Annotated in this window: 16 protein-coding genes; 6 read left to right on the top strand and 10 right to left on the bottom strand. The window is 38.9% G+C overall.

The window, feature by feature from the left end:
* The first annotated feature begins 80 nt into the window (after positions 1 to 80).
* From alaS to csrA, 3 genes are all read left to right on the top strand, one after another.
* Positions 81 to 2,774: an alanine--tRNA ligase gene (gene alaS / locus H0S58_RS05130; protein ID WP_195727338.1), complete on the top strand. Its 2,694-nt coding sequence runs from the start codon at positions 81 to 83 to the stop codon at positions 2,772 to 2,774.
* A gap of 66 nt (positions 2,775 to 2,840) precedes the next feature.
* Entirely contained in the window at positions 2,841 to 4,121 is a 1,281-nt protein-coding gene (locus H0S58_RS05125) for an aspartate kinase (RefSeq protein ID WP_053578194.1), read from the top strand.
* Between the two features lie 250 nt (positions 4,122 to 4,371).
* A complete protein-coding gene (gene csrA, locus H0S58_RS05120; protein ID WP_053578195.1) occupies positions 4,372 to 4,635 on the top strand; it encodes a carbon storage regulator CsrA in 264 nt (87 codons plus the stop codon).
* A gap of 59 nt (positions 4,636 to 4,694) precedes the next feature.
* On the opposite strand, the gene rnhB is transcribed toward csrA, so the two are convergent.
* Complete coding sequence (gene rnhB / locus H0S58_RS05115) at positions 4,695 to 5,273, bottom strand: ribonuclease HII (RefSeq protein WP_092720592.1); 579 nt, start codon at positions 5,271 to 5,273, stop codon at positions 4,695 to 4,697.
* Between the two features lie 64 nt (positions 5,274 to 5,337).
* On the bottom strand, positions 5,338 to 5,730 hold the full coding sequence (locus tag H0S58_RS05110; protein WP_092720591.1) for a hypothetical protein: 393 nt from the start codon (positions 5,728 to 5,730) through the stop codon (positions 5,338 to 5,340).
* Positions 5,731 to 5,953: 223 nt separating this feature from the next.
* On the opposite strand from H0S58_RS05110, the gene H0S58_RS05105 reads away from it, so the two are divergent.
* Positions 5,954 to 6,505, top strand: a complete 552-nt coding sequence (locus H0S58_RS05105; RefSeq protein ID WP_053578198.1) for a cytochrome b — start codon at positions 5,954 to 5,956, stop codon at positions 6,503 to 6,505.
* Positions 6,506 to 6,564: 59 nt separating this feature from the next.
* Here the strand turns inward: H0S58_RS05105 and H0S58_RS05100 are convergent, their stop codons facing one another.
* From H0S58_RS05100 to H0S58_RS05090, 3 genes are all read right to left on the bottom strand, one after another.
* Positions 6,565 to 6,936, bottom strand: coding sequence for a hypothetical protein (locus tag H0S58_RS05100; protein WP_193892767.1), 372 nt, complete (start codon positions 6,934 to 6,936; stop codon positions 6,565 to 6,567).
* A 94-nt stretch (positions 6,937 to 7,030) separates the two neighbouring features.
* Entirely contained in the window at positions 7,031 to 8,032 is a 1,002-nt protein-coding gene (locus H0S58_RS05095; RefSeq protein WP_195727337.1) for an adenosine deaminase, read from the bottom strand.
* A 66-nt stretch (positions 8,033 to 8,098) separates the two neighbouring features.
* A complete protein-coding gene (locus tag H0S58_RS05090; RefSeq protein WP_195727336.1) occupies positions 8,099 to 9,421 on the bottom strand; it encodes an NCS2 family permease in 1,323 nt (440 codons plus the stop codon).
* Positions 9,422 to 10,251: 830 nt separating this feature from the next.
* Between H0S58_RS05090 and H0S58_RS05085 the strand changes: the two genes are divergently transcribed.
* Positions 10,252 to 11,673, top strand: coding sequence for a cryptochrome/photolyase family protein (locus H0S58_RS05085; RefSeq protein ID WP_195727335.1), 1,422 nt, complete (start codon positions 10,252 to 10,254; stop codon positions 11,671 to 11,673).
* 9 nt (positions 11,674 to 11,682) lie between these two features.
* On the opposite strand, the gene H0S58_RS05080 is transcribed toward H0S58_RS05085, so the two are convergent.
* Both H0S58_RS05080 and yaaA read right to left on the bottom strand, forming a co-directional pair.
* A complete protein-coding gene (locus tag H0S58_RS05080) occupies positions 11,683 to 12,315 on the bottom strand; it encodes a metal-dependent hydrolase (protein ID WP_195727334.1) in 633 nt (210 codons plus the stop codon).
* A 27-nt stretch (positions 12,316 to 12,342) separates the two neighbouring features.
* Positions 12,343 to 13,122: a peroxide stress protein YaaA gene (gene yaaA / locus H0S58_RS05075; RefSeq protein WP_092720585.1), complete on the bottom strand. Its 780-nt coding sequence runs from the start codon at positions 13,120 to 13,122 to the stop codon at positions 12,343 to 12,345.
* A gap of 124 nt (positions 13,123 to 13,246) precedes the next feature.
* Here yaaA and H0S58_RS05070 point away from each other — a divergent pair, with 124 nt between their 5' ends.
* Positions 13,247 to 13,879 carry an alpha/beta hydrolase gene (locus H0S58_RS05070; RefSeq protein WP_193892758.1) on the top strand — a complete coding sequence of 211 codons (633 nt, stop codon included), beginning with the start codon at positions 13,247 to 13,249 and terminating at the stop codon, positions 13,877 to 13,879.
* A gap of 111 nt (positions 13,880 to 13,990) precedes the next feature.
* On the opposite strand, the gene H0S58_RS05065 is transcribed toward H0S58_RS05070, so the two are convergent.
* The 3 genes from H0S58_RS05065 to pheA all read right to left on the bottom strand — a co-directional run bounded on the left by H0S58_RS05065 (position 13,991) and on the right by pheA (position 17,861).
* Positions 13,991 to 14,374, bottom strand: a complete 384-nt coding sequence (locus H0S58_RS05065; protein WP_195727333.1) for a hypothetical protein — start codon at positions 14,372 to 14,374, stop codon at positions 13,991 to 13,993.
* A gap of 109 nt (positions 14,375 to 14,483) precedes the next feature.
* Positions 14,484 to 16,730 carry a bifunctional prephenate dehydrogenase/3-phosphoshikimate 1-carboxyvinyltransferase gene (locus H0S58_RS05060; RefSeq protein WP_195727332.1) on the bottom strand — a complete coding sequence of 749 codons (2,247 nt, stop codon included), beginning with the start codon at positions 16,728 to 16,730 and terminating at the stop codon, positions 14,484 to 14,486.
* 21 nt (positions 16,731 to 16,751) lie between these two features.
* Positions 16,752 to 17,861 carry a prephenate dehydratase gene (pheA, locus tag H0S58_RS05055; RefSeq protein WP_053578208.1) on the bottom strand — a complete coding sequence of 370 codons (1,110 nt, stop codon included), beginning with the start codon at positions 17,859 to 17,861 and terminating at the stop codon, positions 16,752 to 16,754.
* Positions 17,862 to 17,931: the final 70 nt, after the last annotated feature.

Below are 17,931 nucleotides of genomic sequence, written 5' to 3'. Positions count from 1 at the left end.
CAGTGCGTCAAAGCAGTTCATTTTCATGAAAATGCTTGGCACACTATTCGCCAATACGAAATATATGGAGTGACTTGGTTGTGAGTACTCGTTTTATGACATCAGCTGAAATTCGTGAAGCATTTTTGCGTTACTTTGAATCGCAAGGGCATACACGTGTCGCGTCGAGTTCACTTGTACCCGCCAATGACCCGACCTTATTGTTTACCAATGCTGGGATGAACCAGTTTAAAGACTGCTTTCTTGGTTTGGAAAAACGTGATTATGTTCGCGCAACATCGTCACAAAAATGTGTTCGTGCTGGTGGTAAACACAATGACTTAGACAATGTCGGCTATACCGCACGTCATCATACATTTTTTGAAATGCTGGGTAATTTCTCATTTGGCGATTATTTCAAACGTGATGCAATCAAATTTGCATGGGATTTTCTGACGGGTGAAGAATGGTTAGCTCTGCCTAAAGACAAGCTTTACGCCACTGTCTACCACACCGATGATGAAGCATTTGAAATTTGGAACAAAGAAGTCGGCCTAGATGCCAGCCGTATTATCCGTATTGGCGATAATAAAGGCGGCCAATATGCTTCAGATAATTTCTGGGCGATGGGCGACACAGGTCCTTGTGGTCCTTGTTCTGAAATTTTCTTCGATCATGGGGATCATATTTGGGGTGGCTTACCAGGTACACCTGAAGAAGATGGCGACCGTTTTATTGAAATTTGGAACAATGTCTTCATGCAATTCAACCGTACTGCTGATGGCGTATTACATGCTTTACCTGCGCCATCTGTCGATACAGGCATGGGCTTAGAGCGTATTTCAGCTGTTTTACAGCATGTCAATTCTAACTATGAAATTGACCTGTTCCAACATTTACTCAAAAATGCAGCCGAAATTATTGGTTTAGATACCTCAAAAATTGAAGCAGATGCTGCGGCAAATAACAAATTAGTTGATTACCCTGCCTCACTGAAAGTTGTGGCTGACCATGCACGTTCTTGCAGCTTCTTAATTGCAGATGGTGTAAATCCTTCTAATGAAGGTCGTGGTTATGTATTACGTCGTATTATTCGCCGTGCTGTCCGTCATGGCAATAAATTGGGCGCTACAGGTTCATTCTTTTACAAAATGCTGCAACCACTTATTGAAGTCATGGGTGAGGCTTATCCTGAGCTGGCAATTCATCGAGCGCGTATCGAAGCACAATTACTTAAAGAAGAAGAACAATTTGCCAAAACACTTGAGCAAGGTTTGAAATTGCTTGAAGGCGAATTGGCTCATTTAGAAGGTAATGTAATCCCAGGTGAGACGGTGTTCAAACTGTATGACACTTATGGTTTTCCTGCAGACTTAACCGCAGATATTGCACGTGAACGTGATTTAACCATTGACGAAGCAGGCTTTGAAAAAGAGATGGCTGCGCAACGTCAACGTGCACGTGATGCAGGTAAATTTGCTATCGATTACAACAGCATTGTCAATGTTGAAGGTGAAACTCAGTTTGATGGCTATGACCTGACTCAAGGTCAAGGGCAAATTATTGCACTCTACAAAGATGGCGAGCAAGTTGATGAAGTTCATGAAGGTGATGAAGCACTCATCGTTTTAAATCAAACCCCTTTCTATGCAGAAAGTGGCGGCCAAATTGGCGATACAGGTTTGTTTAAAAACGATACAGGTATCTTTGAAGTTCAAGATACTAAAAAATCAGGTGGTGCATTCGTCCATCAAGGTATTGTCACGATGGGTAGCTTAAAAGCCGCTCAAATTGTTGAAGCGATTGTAAAAGCAGATATTCGTGCACCGACTGCGCGTAATCACTCTGCAACTCACCTTTTACATGCAGCACTTCGTCAAGTTTTAGGTGCACATGTTCAACAAAAAGGTTCATTGGTTGCCAGTGATATTTTACGTTTTGATTTCGCCAATGATCAACCTGTAACCTTTGAACAACTTCAACAAGTTGAACGCCTTGTTAACCGTGAAGTGATTGCAAATACCTTAGTCTCAACTGAACTTTTAGACATCGAATCTGCCAAAGCAAAAGGTGCAATGATGTTGTTCGGTGAAAAATATGGTGATCATGTCCGCGTGCTTTCTATGGGTTCAGTGATTGAGGAGAAAAATTTCTCGATTGAACTGTGTGGTGGTATTCATGTCAAGCGCACGGGTGACATTGGGTTATTCAAAATTACCTCTGAGGGTGGTGTTGCAGCAGGCATTCGTCGTATTGAAGCTGTGACAGGCACTAAAGCAGTTGAAGTCATTCAAAAAGCAGATGCCGATATTCAATCCATCAATGGCCTCTTAAAAGCACAAAATCATCAAACTGTTGAAAAAGTTGAAGCAACTGTTGAAACAGCGTATCAATTGCAGAAACAAATTGAACAACTGAATCAAAAACTGGCTAACTTCCAAGCATCGGAACTTTTAAACCAAGTTGAAACTATTGCTGGTCGTTCTACATTAATTACCACTGTGCAAAATATGGACGCGAAAGCGCTTCGTCACTTGCATGATGGAATTAAATCTAAATTAGAACATGCAGTGATTGTGCTTGCAGGTGTAGAGGGTGATAAAGTAAGTCTTATTGCCTCGGTAGCAAAAGATTTTACTAACACTATTAAAGCAGGTGACATTATCAAACATCTAGCCACGGAATTAGGTGGTAAAGGTGGTGGTAAACCTGATTTGGCACAAGGTGGCGCGCCACTTAACGAGAAGTTTGCAACAGTGATGGCAGATTTAACTGCTTGGCTTGCTGCAAAATAAAACTTCACTTTTTGTGTAACTGATGCTGAAGAGGTAATTCAGCATCATGGCTTTTATGGAACAACTATGGCATTAATCGTTCAAAAATATGGCGGTACCTCTATGGGTACTCCAGAGCGCATTTTAAATGTTGCTCGTCGTGTAAAGCGTTGGCATGATCACGGTCACAAGATTGTTGTGGTTGTATCAGCAATGAGTGGTGAAACCAATCGTCTACTTGCTTTAGCCAAAGCCATTACCGAAACTCCTGATCCGCGTGAACTTGATCAAATGGTCTCTACAGGCGAACAGGTTACGATTTCCATGTTAGCGATGGCATTAAACTCTATTGGGGTTGAAGCTAAATCGCTGACTGGTCGCCAAGTCGGTATTAAAACAGATAGTGCTTATACTAAAGCACGCATCGAAGCGATTGATACCGATGTCATGACTGAGCATCTAAATGCAGGCCGTGTCATTGTCGTTGCAGGTTTCCAAGGTTTCGATGAAAATGGCAATACCACCACTTTAGGTCGTGGTGGTTCAGATACGTCTGGTGTTGCCCTTGCTGCTGCACTAAAAGCAGATGAATGCCAAATTTATACGGATGTGGATGGGGTGTATACCACCGACCCACGCGTTGCACCAAAAGCAAAAAAAGTGGATCGTATTTCTTTTGAAGAAATGCTTGAAATGGCCTCTTTGGGTTCTAAAGTTCTTCAAATTCGTTCAGTTGAATTTGCTGGTAAATACCAAGTGCCTTTACGTGTATTATCAAGTTTTGATAATGACGACGATGGTGCATTTGACGAAGACTTTAAACAAAACGTCGGAACTCTTATTACTACTGAATTGGAAGACAACATGGAACAGCCAATTATCTCTGGTATCGCATTTAACCGTGACGAAGCAAAATTAACGATTCTAGGTGTGCCTGATGAACCAGGTATTGCAGCTAAAATCTTATGTCCAATTGGCGATGCTAACGTTGAAGTGGATATGATTATCCAAAACGTTGAAGAAGATGGTACAACTGATTTCACTTTCACAGTTAACCGCGGTGAATTGAAAAAAGCCACAGCCATTCTAGAAGATACAGCACAAAAAATCGGTGCACGTGAAGTTGCTACCCGCTCAGATATCGTAAAAGTATCAATTGTCGGTGTTGGCATGCGCTCGCATGCGGGTGTTGCAAGTAAAATGTTCACAGCGCTAGCTGAAGAAGGCATTAACATTTTAATGATTTCGACTTCAGAAATTAAAATTTCTGTAATTATTGAAGAAAACTATTTAGAACTTGCCGTTCGCACCTTACATACTGCATTTGGTTTAGACCGTGAACATGGTGAATCTAGCGTCCGCGCATAACCTATACTGTCAAAAATCGTCATTGTTAGACAATTTTTAAAAACGATACAAAAAATCAGGGCCACTCTAGTTTTTTTTATAGTGGCTCTGTTATATTAGCCCTAAGATTTTAAGAAAATTTTAACAAGATAGTATCTAATGCGATGTTTTTTACATGGCCTAGTTAAAATTTTCTTTGATACTTATTTTAAGGTTGTGTTTCGTTAATTTTAGATCAATTGCAGGTTTAGCATTTTGCAAGGAGATAAACATGCTGATTCTGACTCGACGCGTCGGAGAAACGTTAATGATTGGGGATCAAGTCAGTGTAACTGTACTTGGTGTTAAAGGAAATCAGGTTCGAATTGGTGTAAATGCTCCAAAAGAAGTGTCTGTTCATCGTGAAGAAATTTATCAACGTATTCAACACGAACGCGCTATGCATGAACATCTTCAAAATCTCGATCAAGATTACCAGCCCTCTTTTGAAGAAGAGAGTTTCACCCCAAATACTGAAAATAGTTTTAATCGTTAAACATTAAAACTAGCATTCTCTAAAGCGGCTTTCATAAGCCGCTTTAAATTTTCTAAAATTTAATTTTGTTCAAGTAAAGCCAAAACTTTCTTAACAGGTGCATAACTGCGACGGTGCTGCTCAATTACGCCATGCACTGCAATCGCTTCAAAGTGTGCCTTGGTCGGGTAGCCCTTGTGTTTAGCAAATCCAAATTGTGGATATTGTTGATCAAGTATTACCATTTCACGATCACGCGTGACTTTTGCCAGAATACTGGCAGCAGAAATTTCCGCATGAATTGAATCTCCCCCTATAACTGCATCACAGCTCATCGCAAGTCCTTGCGGAATTTTATTGCCATCTACCAAAACATGTTCAGGCGAAATATTTAAGCCTTCTACAGCTCGACGCATGGCCAGCAATGAAGCTTGAAGAATATTCATCTCATCGATTTCCGCATGACTTGCTTCAGCAATTGCCCAAGCCAGTGCTTTTTCCTGTATTTCTACAAATAATGATTCTCGCTTTTTTTCAGAAAGCTTTTTAGAGTCATTTAATCCCTGTATCGGATTATCAGGATCCAAAATTACTGCAGCAGCCACTACTGAACCGACTAAAGGACCACGCCCTGCCTCATCCACACCCGCAATTTTCACAACTTAACCTACCTATTAAAAAAAGGCTGAACCAGTCAGCCTATTTACTCTCGTTCTAAAGAATTTATTGTACTGCTTCAGCCACACATGCATTAATGGTTTTAGTGACTGCATTTGAAACAATGGTATTACGCGCTGCGGGATCAATTGCAGCAGTCGCTAAATCTACAGCAGTTACACTTTGAGGTGCTTTTTCACTCACACAGCCACAGATTTCACTCTGAATATTTTGTTTTTGTGTATCCGTCATAAGTCGAGTTGCAGTTTGCCATGCAGGTGTGTTGTTTAACTCAGTAGTACATTTGGTATTAATCGCAATTTTAAGCGCTGCAGTGCCCAATTGCTGAGTTGCTGATTGAGAACCTGTTGTTCCTGTTGTATTGGTCGCTGTGCCTGTTGACACACATGCTGTTAAAGCCAAAGTTAAAGGTATAAATAAAGCAATTATTTTTTTCACAATTTAATCCAAAGATATACAAGATGTTGGGCGTATTCTGACGAATCTTTTTGTGATAAGAAATGTATATTTCGTTATAATTTCAGTTCTTAAATTGATTTGAGTAAAAAGCATACCATTCAGAGTGTTTCAAAAATTATATGCTTCGTTCTATATTTAAGATTTTTTTAAAGATTGAATTTGATTAGCATATTTAAACTAAAAAATAATGTGTTGGAAAAACATGAAGAATTCTTCACCCTATTATACGCGTACTGCACAAATGCTGCATTGGATCATGGCCATCATTTTTATTGCAGCTTGGCTGATTGGATTTTATAGCGGCAATTTTTTAAGCTATGACGTCGATGGTAGCTTCAAAGGACAAGTGATCAGTTTGCATAAAAATATTGCAACCACTATTATATTTTTAGTGGTGATTCGGTTGTTCTGGCGTTATACACATCCTGCCCCTCAACTTCCAGACAGCATGTCAGCGACAATGAAAGTTCTGGCACATCTTGGACATTTAGCACTGTATTTAATGTTACTTGCTCTACCAATTACAGGCTGTTTATTTAGCTGGAGCGCTGGACATCCTGCCCCTGTTTTATATTTATTTGAAATTCCACGCTTGGTTCAAGATAATCCAGAACTACTCGCTATTGTTAAACCTGTACATATTTACTTATCTTGGTTTGCAGGTTTTCTCGTGATTGGACATCTTGTTGCTGCGCTAAAACATCATTTTATTGATAAAGACAATGTTTTAAAAAGCATGACACGTCAGAAATAATCTTTTAAAAAATTTGAATAAAATATCGCCTAGGTAGATGAACCGACTGAGGCGACTTTTTATTTAAAAGATAGAGCTAATACCTCTTGTGTACAGCCTGATAGACTGTTGAAAACCACTTGTTTCGTTAGCTTTTTTTTGGCTGATTGATTGACTAAGGCATTGAGTAAATCTTTACTTGGAATATCTTTGAGTGCGTGATGACCAACACATGTACAAATTTGATTTTGTAATTCTGTTTGGCGTATTTTACCCACAAAAAATGCAGTGGACTGCCAAATTTTCGATTGATTTAATTCAGTTTTACAGCTTTGCTCGACTACAGGTTTTAGCATTTTTTGTGTTAATGAATATTTTGAATCGGTGATCAACACCCACACTAAAAGTACCAACAAACCCGTCATGAATATCCAAAATAAAAATTTTTTCATATCAAAACCTCATGGATGCAGGACATTAAAGTGCTTATTCAGTCCACCTATTTAAACAGATAGACTGAATAAAAATTCAATTAGATACGCTTGATTAGATTAAAGCGTCAATCTGTTTTAACCACTTCTGTTTTTCATGATCAGTAATAAAAGAAGCTTCAAACGAATTTTTGGCCAATTGCTTTATTTCTTCATGAGACAAATCTAAAGCTTCCGCAATTGCTATGAAATTATCATTCATATAACCACCAAAATAAGATGGATCATCTGAATTTACAGTGACATGTACGCCCTGTTGCAATAAACGGCGAATATTGTGCTGCGCCATATCATCAACCACACACAGTTTCAAATTGCTTAACGGGCATACTGTTAAAGGCATTTTCTCACGAATTAAACGCTGCATCAGCTGAGGATCTTCTTCAGAACGCACTCCATGATCAATACGGTTGACTTTCAAAACATCTAAAGCCTCCCACACATATTCTGCTGGCCCTTCTTCACCTGCATGTGCGACCACCAAAAAACCTTGTTCTCGTGCTTTTGCAAATACTCGTTCAAATTTGGCAGGCGGATGTCCCACTTCACTTGAATCTAAACCAACAGCGATAATTTGGTCTTTAAAGGGTAAAGCTTGTTCTAAGGTTTCAAATGCTGCTTCTTCACATAAATGACGCAGAAAACACATAATTAAATGTGAACTAATCCCTAGTTTTGTTTGTGCATCATCACAAGCACGTTGCAAACCGCTGATAACGGTTGCAAATGCAACACCACGATCTGTATGCGTTTGTGGGTCAAAGAACATTTCTGTGTGCATCACCTTATCTTCAGCACATTTTTCAAAATAAGCCCAAGCCAAATCATAAAAATCTTGCTCAACCACCAAAACAGCAGCACCCGCATAATAAATATCGAGGAAAGATTGAAGATTATGAAAGTTATAGGCCTGTCTGACTTCCTCGACGGATTGATAAGGAATCTCTATTTGATTACGCTGTGCAATCGCAAACATCAGCTCTGGCTCAAATGTCCCTTCAATATGTACATGCAATTCTGCTTTTGGCAAAACACGAATGAGCTCAATTTGATTCATACCTGATCCTTAATAAATAAAAAAGGGTGCAAACTTGAGTTTACACCCTACTGTAAATTTAGAAAATTAACCGCCAAATAAGGCAAATTTTAGTGTCCATAACACAGCGATAATCCACACCATATAAGGCACAGTTTTTGCTTTACCTGTAAATAATTTAATTAATGCATAACTGATAAAACCCATTGCAATACCATCAGCAATTGAATAGGTAAATGGCATAAATACAATGGTTAAAAATGCAGGGACAGCTTCCGTAATTTCATCCCACTCGATATGCACAATTCCCTGAATCATCAACACACCAACAAATAACAAGGCAGGTGCAGTGGCAAAACTAGGTACAGATTGCGCAAGAGGTGCAAGAAAAAGACAAAGCAAGAACATTATCCCAACAACAACTGCGGTTAAACCGGTTCGCCCACCTGCAGCTACACCTGCAGATGATTCAATATAAGGCGTTGTAGAGGACGTTCCCAATGCTGCACCCGCTACAATAGCAGTAGAATCAGCAAATAATGCTTTCTTTAAACGTGGTAATTTACCATCTTTTAATAGACCTGCACGATGAGAGACACCCACTAATGTGCCTGTAGAATCGAACAAATCGACCAAGAAAAAGACAAAAATGACACCAATCAAACTTGCAGTAAATAGACCTTCAAAATCCATTTGCAAGAATGTAGGTGCAATAGATGGAATTTCTCCCACCACGCCTTGAAACTTGTTATAACCCAATGCGGTAGAAATTGCGGTAATGACCAAAATACTGATAATAATCGCACCACGAACCTTAAACTGATGCATTACTACAACCATTAAAAATCCGAGCAATGCAAGTAACACTGAGGGTTGTTTTAAATCACCTAAACCCACCAAAGTCGCAGGATTATCGACAATAATACCGGCATTTTTTAATGCAACCAAAGCAAGAAAAAGGCCGATTCCGCCTCCAATGGCCAACTTTAATGACATAGGAATAGCATTTACAATCGCTTCACGAATTTTAAACATGCTGATCGCGATGAAAACCAAACCCGATACAAATACTGCGGCTAAAGCAGTCTGCCAAGGAACGCCCATTCCCATACAAACTGAATAAGTAAAGTAAGCATTCAAACCCATGCCTGGTGCAAGGGCAATTGGATAATTGGCAATCAACCCCATCACCAAGCAACCAATCGCAGCTGCAAGACACGTTGCGACAAAAACTGCGCCATGATCCATTCCCGTTTCGGATAAAATCATAGGATTGACAATAATGATGTAACACATGGTTAAAAAAGTGGTTACACCAGCAAGAACTTCGGTACGAAAATTAGTTTTGTTTTCGCTTAACTTAAATAAGCGCTCAAGCAGATTCTCTGAAGATGGATTAGGAGCCATCATGAACTTCACCCTTTAAAGTAAACTTTATGCCGTCAGCATGCGACAAAAGGAATGAGTGACTAGAAAAATCAATCATTCCTTTTATAACTATCTAAGCAATTGATATATTAGTATTTCTATAAAAAATACAACCATTTAAAAACAGCTCGAATAGATTAAATAGAAAAACTTTAAACAAAAAAGCCGCATAATTTTTATGCAGCTTACTGAGCTCAGAAATCAAATATTTGGTGAATGAATAAAATGATTCATTTTTGATTCGAACAAATTATAACACAATGATTTTTGATTGTTTCTAAAATTTATTTTTAAATAAGATTCAATAAGATATAGCTTTTTATTTGATCAAAAATCCTAGAATGCCAGACTTTTCAACGTTATTTTAAGCGAATTAAAAAGAGCACCTAGACGCTCAGTGAGCGTATGACTAAATCATGAAATATCTAAAATTGAGTGAATGAATCTGTACATTTAAAGCAGAAATTTCATGGATGATGCGATTTACTTCTTCATTTTTTGTTTTTGATTCTTGGAAAATAAAATACCCGAGAAGAATGACAGCCATGACTAAAATGGGAATCAAGAGCTTTTTCATAGTAATAATGTTCTAAAAAAACTTTACTCATCATAACAAATTTTTTAGAAGAATATAATCAAAAGTATATTTTAGTTACTCAATTTATTGCCAATTCATTCAAGATTGAAATAAAAATACTGATATCAAATTCTGTTTTAGACTTTTAAGTTTAGATTAAAATTTGTTTCCTCTATTTTTAAATTTTCTTGTTTATAATTCTTTTATTTTAGACTAACAACTTAAGGTAAAATAGATGCAACTACTTTGGTTCAGACAGGATTTACGTCTAAACGACCACGTTGCGCTTTGGCACGCAACACAACAAGGCCAAACAGCTGCGCTTGTCATTTTATCTCCTGAACAATGGGCATTACATAATGATGCCGATATTAAAATTGATTTTTATCTACGCCAGTTAAACGTATTAAAAGCGGATTTAGAACAGCTTAATATTGCTCTGATTGTATTAAAAGTTCCTCTATGGAAAAATATTCAGGAAGCAATTGCTCAAGTGTGCGCAGAACTAAAAGTTCAAACGGTACATGCCAATATTGAATTAGGGGTTAATGAACTTAAACGTGATTTTGACTTGCAATATTTACTTGAGAAAAAAAATATTTCAGTTGAGCTTTATCATGATCGGACTTTATTCCCGCTTGCCACAATTCGCAATAAATCTGATCTCCCTTATAAAGTATTTAGCGCATTCAAAAAAAACTGCTACGAACGCTTAAGTATAAGTTTACCCACATGCTATCCAAAACCTGAAAAACAAAATTCACCCTACCAAATAAAAAACTTTTCTCAAATTGTTCCAAGTTTTGAAGCGTTGATGGGCCGTGACTCTTTTTGTTCAAGTGCAGAATTATGGTCTGTGACTGAACAGCACGCAGTAAAATTGCTCGATGATTTTATAAAAAATAAAATGCGTACCTATCAAACTCTGCGCGACTTCCCCAATTTAGATGGCACCAGTCAACTCTCAACTTATTTAAATATCGGGATACTGTCTATTCGCCAGTGTATCCAAGCATTATTTCGTGAACAACAAGGTCATTTTCACATTGATCATGAGGGTCAACAAATTTGGCTGGATGAACTTTTGTGGCGTGAGTTCTATCAACATATTTTATTTGACTTTCCTCAAGTTTCTAAACACTTACCCTTCAAAGAAAATACTTTAAAGCTTGCTTGGATTGAAGATTCAACAGCTTTAAACGCTTGGCAAATGGGTCAAACGGGTATTCCTATTGTAGACGCAGGCATACGCCAGATGCTTTCGACTGGCTGGATGCATAATCGTGTTCGCATGATTGTAGCGATGTTTCTGTCTAAAAATCTTTTAATAGACTGGAGGCTAGGCGAACAATGGTTTATGCAACATTTAATTGATGGAGACTTGGCTGCCAATAATGGTGGCTGGCAATGGTGCGCCTCCACAGGTACGGATTCAGTGCCCTATTTTCGTATTTTCAATCCAGTGAGTCAGTCACAAAAATTTGATCCACAAGGTGATTATATCCGCACTTGGGTACCTGAATTGGCACATTTAGATGCAAAGAGTATTCATGATCCCTATGCACGAAATCCTGATCTCAAGCTCAATTATCCCAAACCCATGGTCGATTTAAAACAAAGCCGACTGCGTGCACTAGAAGCATTTAAGGGACTTTAAGCAAGGGCTTTAAGCCTGTTTCGTTAAAGCATTCACGAGATTTAATTTGGCTTGTTGTTCTAATTTTTCATGTAAAAAGCAAGTAAGATATAAGGGTTGTTGCTGATAGAAATAAGCCAGTACTTGCTGACGTTTTTTTCTATAAATATCTGGTTCAACCCATTGATACTCTTGCCAGATCTGATGTTGATATTGTTCAAAACGCTCAACAGAACTGGCCAAAATAGCCAAATCAATATCCAGTAAATATTGTAAATCCGTTTCAAATGTAGGTAGATGTTGCTCCGTTGCTTCAATCCAGCGAAACACTTTTTTGAGCTGACTTGAAGTCAAAATATCGGCACAGTAATCACTCATGAGTTGTGCACTCTGCTTTTCATTATGACAAGCTTGTGGTTGGTAAATCACGTCATGAAACCAGATTGCAATTTCCACGGCGAGAGGATCATTCAACTGAGCTTTGATCTGATGAAATAGAGTCAGACACTCTACAATATGCTGTACGCTATGATAGTACCGATGCGGCTCTGTATAAGCCGCCTCAAGCCGCTGATAAACCTTTAAACTTAAGCCATCGGACCATTGATGAGCGATAGCCAGCAGACTCCAATATTGCTTAAACTGTTGAAGATCTGTCTGCATTGGACTCTGCCTTTTTGATTATATTGCTTAGGCTATTCGCTCATTGCGTTTAAACACCAGTTCGCCTTTTAAGGAACTGGCCGCATCAAAAGAATAACCATCAATATCAAATGATTTCAATTCATCAACCTTCTCAATTTTATTTTCAATCATATAGCGTGCCATCAGGCCACGTGCTTTTTTAGCATAGAAACTAATGACTTTGTATTGACCATTTTTTTGATCCAAAAATACAGGCTTAATAATCTCAGCCTTCAAATGAGTTGAGATCACAGCTTTATAATATTCATCCGAAGCAAGATTTAACAACAGATTAGAATTGGTTTCTTCCAAATCTTGATGAATTAAATCTGTGATATGACTACCCCAAAACTCATATAGGTTATGCCCACGGGCATTTTTTAATTTGATTCCCATCTCTAAACGATAAGGCATCATTAAATCGAGTGGACGCAATAAACCATACAATCCAGACAGCATACGCAAATGTTGTTGAGCAAACTCAATATCCGTATCTTTAAGATGATAGGCATCTAGACCAGTATACACATCCCCTTTAAAAGCAAAGATTGCCTGACGTGCATTTGAAAAATTGAGCTCTGATTGCCAATCATTGAAGCGTTCGACATTCAGTTTGGCAATTTTTTCACTAATGTGCATTAAACTGGATAAATCTGAGACAGATAACTTACGACTTATGTCTATAAGTTCTTGTGAATGTTCCAACAATCTTGGTAATGTAAAAAGATCCATGGGTAAAGCAGATTCATAATCTAACGTTTTTGCAGGAGAAATTAAGGCGAGCATGGACAACCTGATCAAAAAATAATTAAACAGACTATAACAGCAGCGTTATTTTATTTCCAATTTGTGTTTTTACTGAACATTATCGGTAAAATATCCTATTCTCCTGTTATTAGTCGGTTGTCATATGTCCGAGCAAATTTTCATTCAAGGACCTGCTGGAAAAATTGAAGTATTTGTAGATTATCCACAGGGTGAAGTGAAAGGATTCGCGGTTGTATCTCATCCTCATCCATTACAAGGCGGTACGCCCCAACATAAAGTTCCTACACTTTTGGCACAAATGTTTATGGAGCGTGGTTGTATTGTGTATCGCCCAAGTTTTCGTGGTTCTGGCCAAAGTGAAGGTCTTCATGATGAAGGTTTTGGTGAAACTGACGATACTCTAGAAGTCATTAAACAAGTTCGCTCTAAACATATTGGTCTGCCTTTTTATGTCGGTGGTTTCAGCTTTGGCGCTCATGTTATGGCAAAAAGCTACCACGCCTTGCCAGATGAAATTAAGCCAGTACAAGTCATTTTATGTGGTTTGCCCACTGCAACTGTTGCTGGTTTACGTCACTATGTCACCCCTGAAATTAAAGGTGATATTTTGTTCATTCATGGTGAAGGTGATGAAGTAACTTTATTATCTGACCTGATTGTTTGGGCAAAACCACAACGCCATCTGATTACTGTTTTACCTGGTGCGAATCATTTCTTCACAGGTTATTTAAAACAATTACGGATTGCGATTGCTCGGTTTTTAATTGTTAAATAAAAATTCTAAAAGCAATAAAAAACCATCTTAAGAGATGGTTTTTTATTGCTTTTCAGCTTAGTTATTCAGAAGTATTGCTGACTTCGACACAAAAATTTTTGCTCACTTCTATCAACTTTTCCACTCAAACTCAGCAAAAGATTTATCTTGCTTTAACGTATTTTCGACCGCTTGTGCCAGTTGTTTAATCACGCTTTGCATTTCAATCCTTGAAAACCAATCCTGCTCTTCTTCAGGATGTGAAGAAATTTCACACATCAATAGGCCATTTTCAGACTTTTTTCGACAAGTGACAGATAAAGGTAATGGATGATTTTCCACACTTACCGACAATTGCTTTGAATCTGTGCAGATATTTTGAGTCTTAAAGCCATACTGTTCAAGTTGCTGTGCCAAAAGATCCGCCACATAAGCTTGAGTCGTATCACAATCATTGGACTGTGCTGAAGCCAGATTATGCTTTTCACAATGTGCGGTAAATTGTAGTTTTCTCATTTCCTGATCCAAGTTCATTTTTATTGTATGGTTTTAGAATAAGCAATAAAAACAAAACAACCAAGCAAAAGCTTGGTTGTTGTCAAACAAATAACAAATATCAGACCAATTATTCACTCACTTGAATAGTAAGCCCTGCTTGATTGGTCAGTTCAGTAAAGGTTGGGAAACTGGTTGCAACCGTTTCTGTTCCTACAATTTTAATTGTACCTGAAGTACGTAAACCCGCCATACTAAAACTCATGGCAATACGATGATCATGATGTGATTCAATTTCACCACCAGTGAAAATTGCAGACCAGTCACCCGCCTTGCCCTGACCTTCAATAACAATGCCATCATCCGTCGGTGTGCAGTCAATTCCCATCGTTTTTAAACCATCTGCCATCACTTGAATTCGATCAGACTCTTTGACTCGAAGCTCCGCAGCTCCTGTTAAAATGGTTTGACCCTCAGCACATGCTGCTGCAATAAAAAGCGCAGGAAATTCATCAATCGCCAAAGGAACTTGATCTTCAGGCATATGAATGCCCTTTAAAGTACGTGTGCCTTTAATGCGAATATCTGCAATCGGCTCTCCGCCTGCAATCCGTTCATTTTCTACAGTTAAGTCTGCACCCATTTGTTTCAAAATTTCAATTACACCTGTACGTGTTGGATTAATACCAACAGCTTCTAAGGTAATATCTGAACCTTCAGTAATTGCAGCACCGACCATAAAGAAAGCCGCTGAAGAAATATCTGATGGAACCTGAATGTCAGTCCCAATCAGCTTTCCACCGCCTTGTAATGAAATACGATTGCCTTCAGTTTTTACGTCGTAACCAAAAGCACGTAGCATACGTTCAGAGTGGTCACGCGTAGGTTCAGGCTCAGTAATTGAAGTTTCACCCTTTGCCCATAGACCTGCCAATAAAATACCTGATTTCACCTGTGCAGAAGCCATAGGCAAATCATAATGAATGCCTTGCAAATGTTGACCACCTATCATAGACACAGGTGGTGTACCACGTTCGCCCGTGGTTTGAATTTGCGCACCCATTGCACGCAAAGGTTGAGCAATTCGTTCCATTGGACGTTTAGACAACGATGCATCACCCGTCATCACCGAATCAAACTTTTGTGCAGACAACATACCTGAAAGTAAACGCATTGAGGTTCCAGAGTTCCCCATATACAAAGCACTAGCAGGGGCTTTTAAACCGTGCATGCCCACCCCATGAATGGTGACTTCACCATTTTTAGGTCCCTCGATACTGACACCCATATCTCGAAAAGCCTGCAAAGTCGCCAAAGCATCTTCACCCTCCAAGAAACCAGTAACACGCGTTGTACCTTCCGCAATTGCGCCAAACATGATGGAGCGATGTGACACTGATTTATCACCGGGTACCGTAAATTTACCTTGGAAAGTTTTCGCACCGGGTAAAATCGTAAATTGTTGTGTCACTTTATTTTTCTCCATCAACGGTTTATTGGCAAGCATATGATTAAAATGTTGTCGTGCGGCTTGCGCATGTCCCAACACCCCCATTAAAGCTTGTGAGTTTTCATCTTCAATTAATTGACGTAAGGTTGCGAGCTGTTTTTCAAAGCCGTCTACCGCTTTCAAAATTGCTTTTTTATTGGCAAAAAAGATATCATGCCACATATGCGGATCGCTGGCGGCAATTCGGGAAAAGTCTCGAAATCCGCCCGCGGCATAACGAAAAATATCAAAATTATCTTCTCGGCTAGCCAATTGTTCAACCAAGTTAAAGGCCATCAAATGCGGAAGATGACTGGTATGTGCCAACACTTCATCGTGTTTATCGACATCCATGCAAATCACATCTGCTTTCGCAGCTTGCCACAATTGAATTAATTTATTTACAGCCCAGTCACCACTGCTTGGAAGTGGCGTTAAAATCACTTTATGATGAACAAATAGATCAACCTTACCTGCATGCACACCGGTATGTTCTGCCCCTGCAATCGGATGACCTGGAACAAAACCTGCCGGCAAGTTTTCACCATAGACTGCTTTGGCTGCTTCAACCACATTACCTTTGGTACTACCTACATCAGTGATAATGGTCTGATCTGATAAATACGGTTTGATGGTTTCCAAAATTTTCTGTGTTGCACGCACAGGCAAAGCTAAAACCACAAGGTCTGCACCTTGCACAGCATCTATAGGGTTGCTATAACCTTCTTTAATCAATCCGAGTGCTTTAGCATCATCTAATGTTTTTTGCGAACGTGTCGATGCCACAATTTGATCTGCTAATTTTTCAGCAATGATTACTCGAGCCAAGCTTGAACCAATCAATCCGAGCCCAATAAATGCAACTTTTTTAAATAGAGGTTGTGACATGACTATTTTCATAAACCCTGATTACAATACTGCGATTGGATAAGAACCCAAAACTCGAACTTCTTTGACCAAAGGACGAATTTCTTCAATCGCTGCCTTAACATTGTCCTGTTCAACATGCCCTTCTAAGTCCACAAAGAAGACATAAGCCCATTTTTCAGGTAAGGCTGGACGCGTTTCAATGCTGGTAAGACTAATATTGTGTCTTGCAAAAGGCGCAAGAATCTCAAGCAATGCTCCTGCACGATCGTGTGCAGAAATAAGTAAAGACGTTTTATCATTGCCACTTTGCGGCACTTTTTCACGTCCAATGACCAAGAAACGTGTGGTGTTTTCTGGATTATCTTCAATATTGCTCTGTAGAATTTCTAACTCGTAAATATTTGCAGCGACATCCGATGCAATCGCAGCCGAATGCCATTCATTACGAATACGACGTGCTGCCTCTGCATTTGAATTTAATGCAACGCGTTCGACCCCAGGATAATGCGCATCAAGCCAGCCACGACATTGTGCCAATGTTTGTTGGTGGGCATAAATTTGTTTAATACTATTTTTTTGCGTATTCGATGAAACTAAAAACTGATGATGAATGCGCAGCTCTACTTCACCAATTACATTTAAAGGTGAGGCTTTAAAACAGTCTAAAGTATGATTAACAATACCCTCAGACGAGTTTTCAACAGGCACTAAACCATAATGTGCACTACCCGCTTCCACTTCACGAAACACTTCATCAATAGTGGGCAACGGACGCACAATGGCATCTTGACCGAAATGTTTCAATACTGCTGAATGAGTATAAGTGCCAACTGGCCCTAAAAATGCAATGCTTTGAGGTGCTTCAAGCGCTAAACAGGCAGACATAATTTCACGAAATAAACGCGCCATAGTGACATCAGATAAAGGGCCTTCATTCCGTTCCATGACATTACGTAAAACTTGTGCTTCCCGTTCAGGACGATAAAACATTGGATTTTCTTCTGATGCAAATTTTGCTTTTGCAACAGCCTCCGCCAATTTTGCACGGCGATTGATCAGTTGTTGAATCTGCTGATCGACAGAGTCAATATCTTCACGGATTTTAGGAAGGTCTAGAGAAGTCATCGTGTTTTGATCATCGTTGATCATTGTTATATCGCCCTGTTACAAAAACGGTTTATGCAAACAGTATAACAATAGTTAGCTTTTAAATGTTACG

Source organism: Acinetobacter sp. TTH0-4 (assembly GCF_015602665.1).
GTDB classification, from domain to species: Bacteria; Pseudomonadota; Gammaproteobacteria; order Pseudomonadales; family Moraxellaceae; genus Acinetobacter; species Acinetobacter albensis.
Note: the sequence above shows the minus strand (reverse complement) of the source record. Positions and strands in the feature narration are given on the sequence as shown.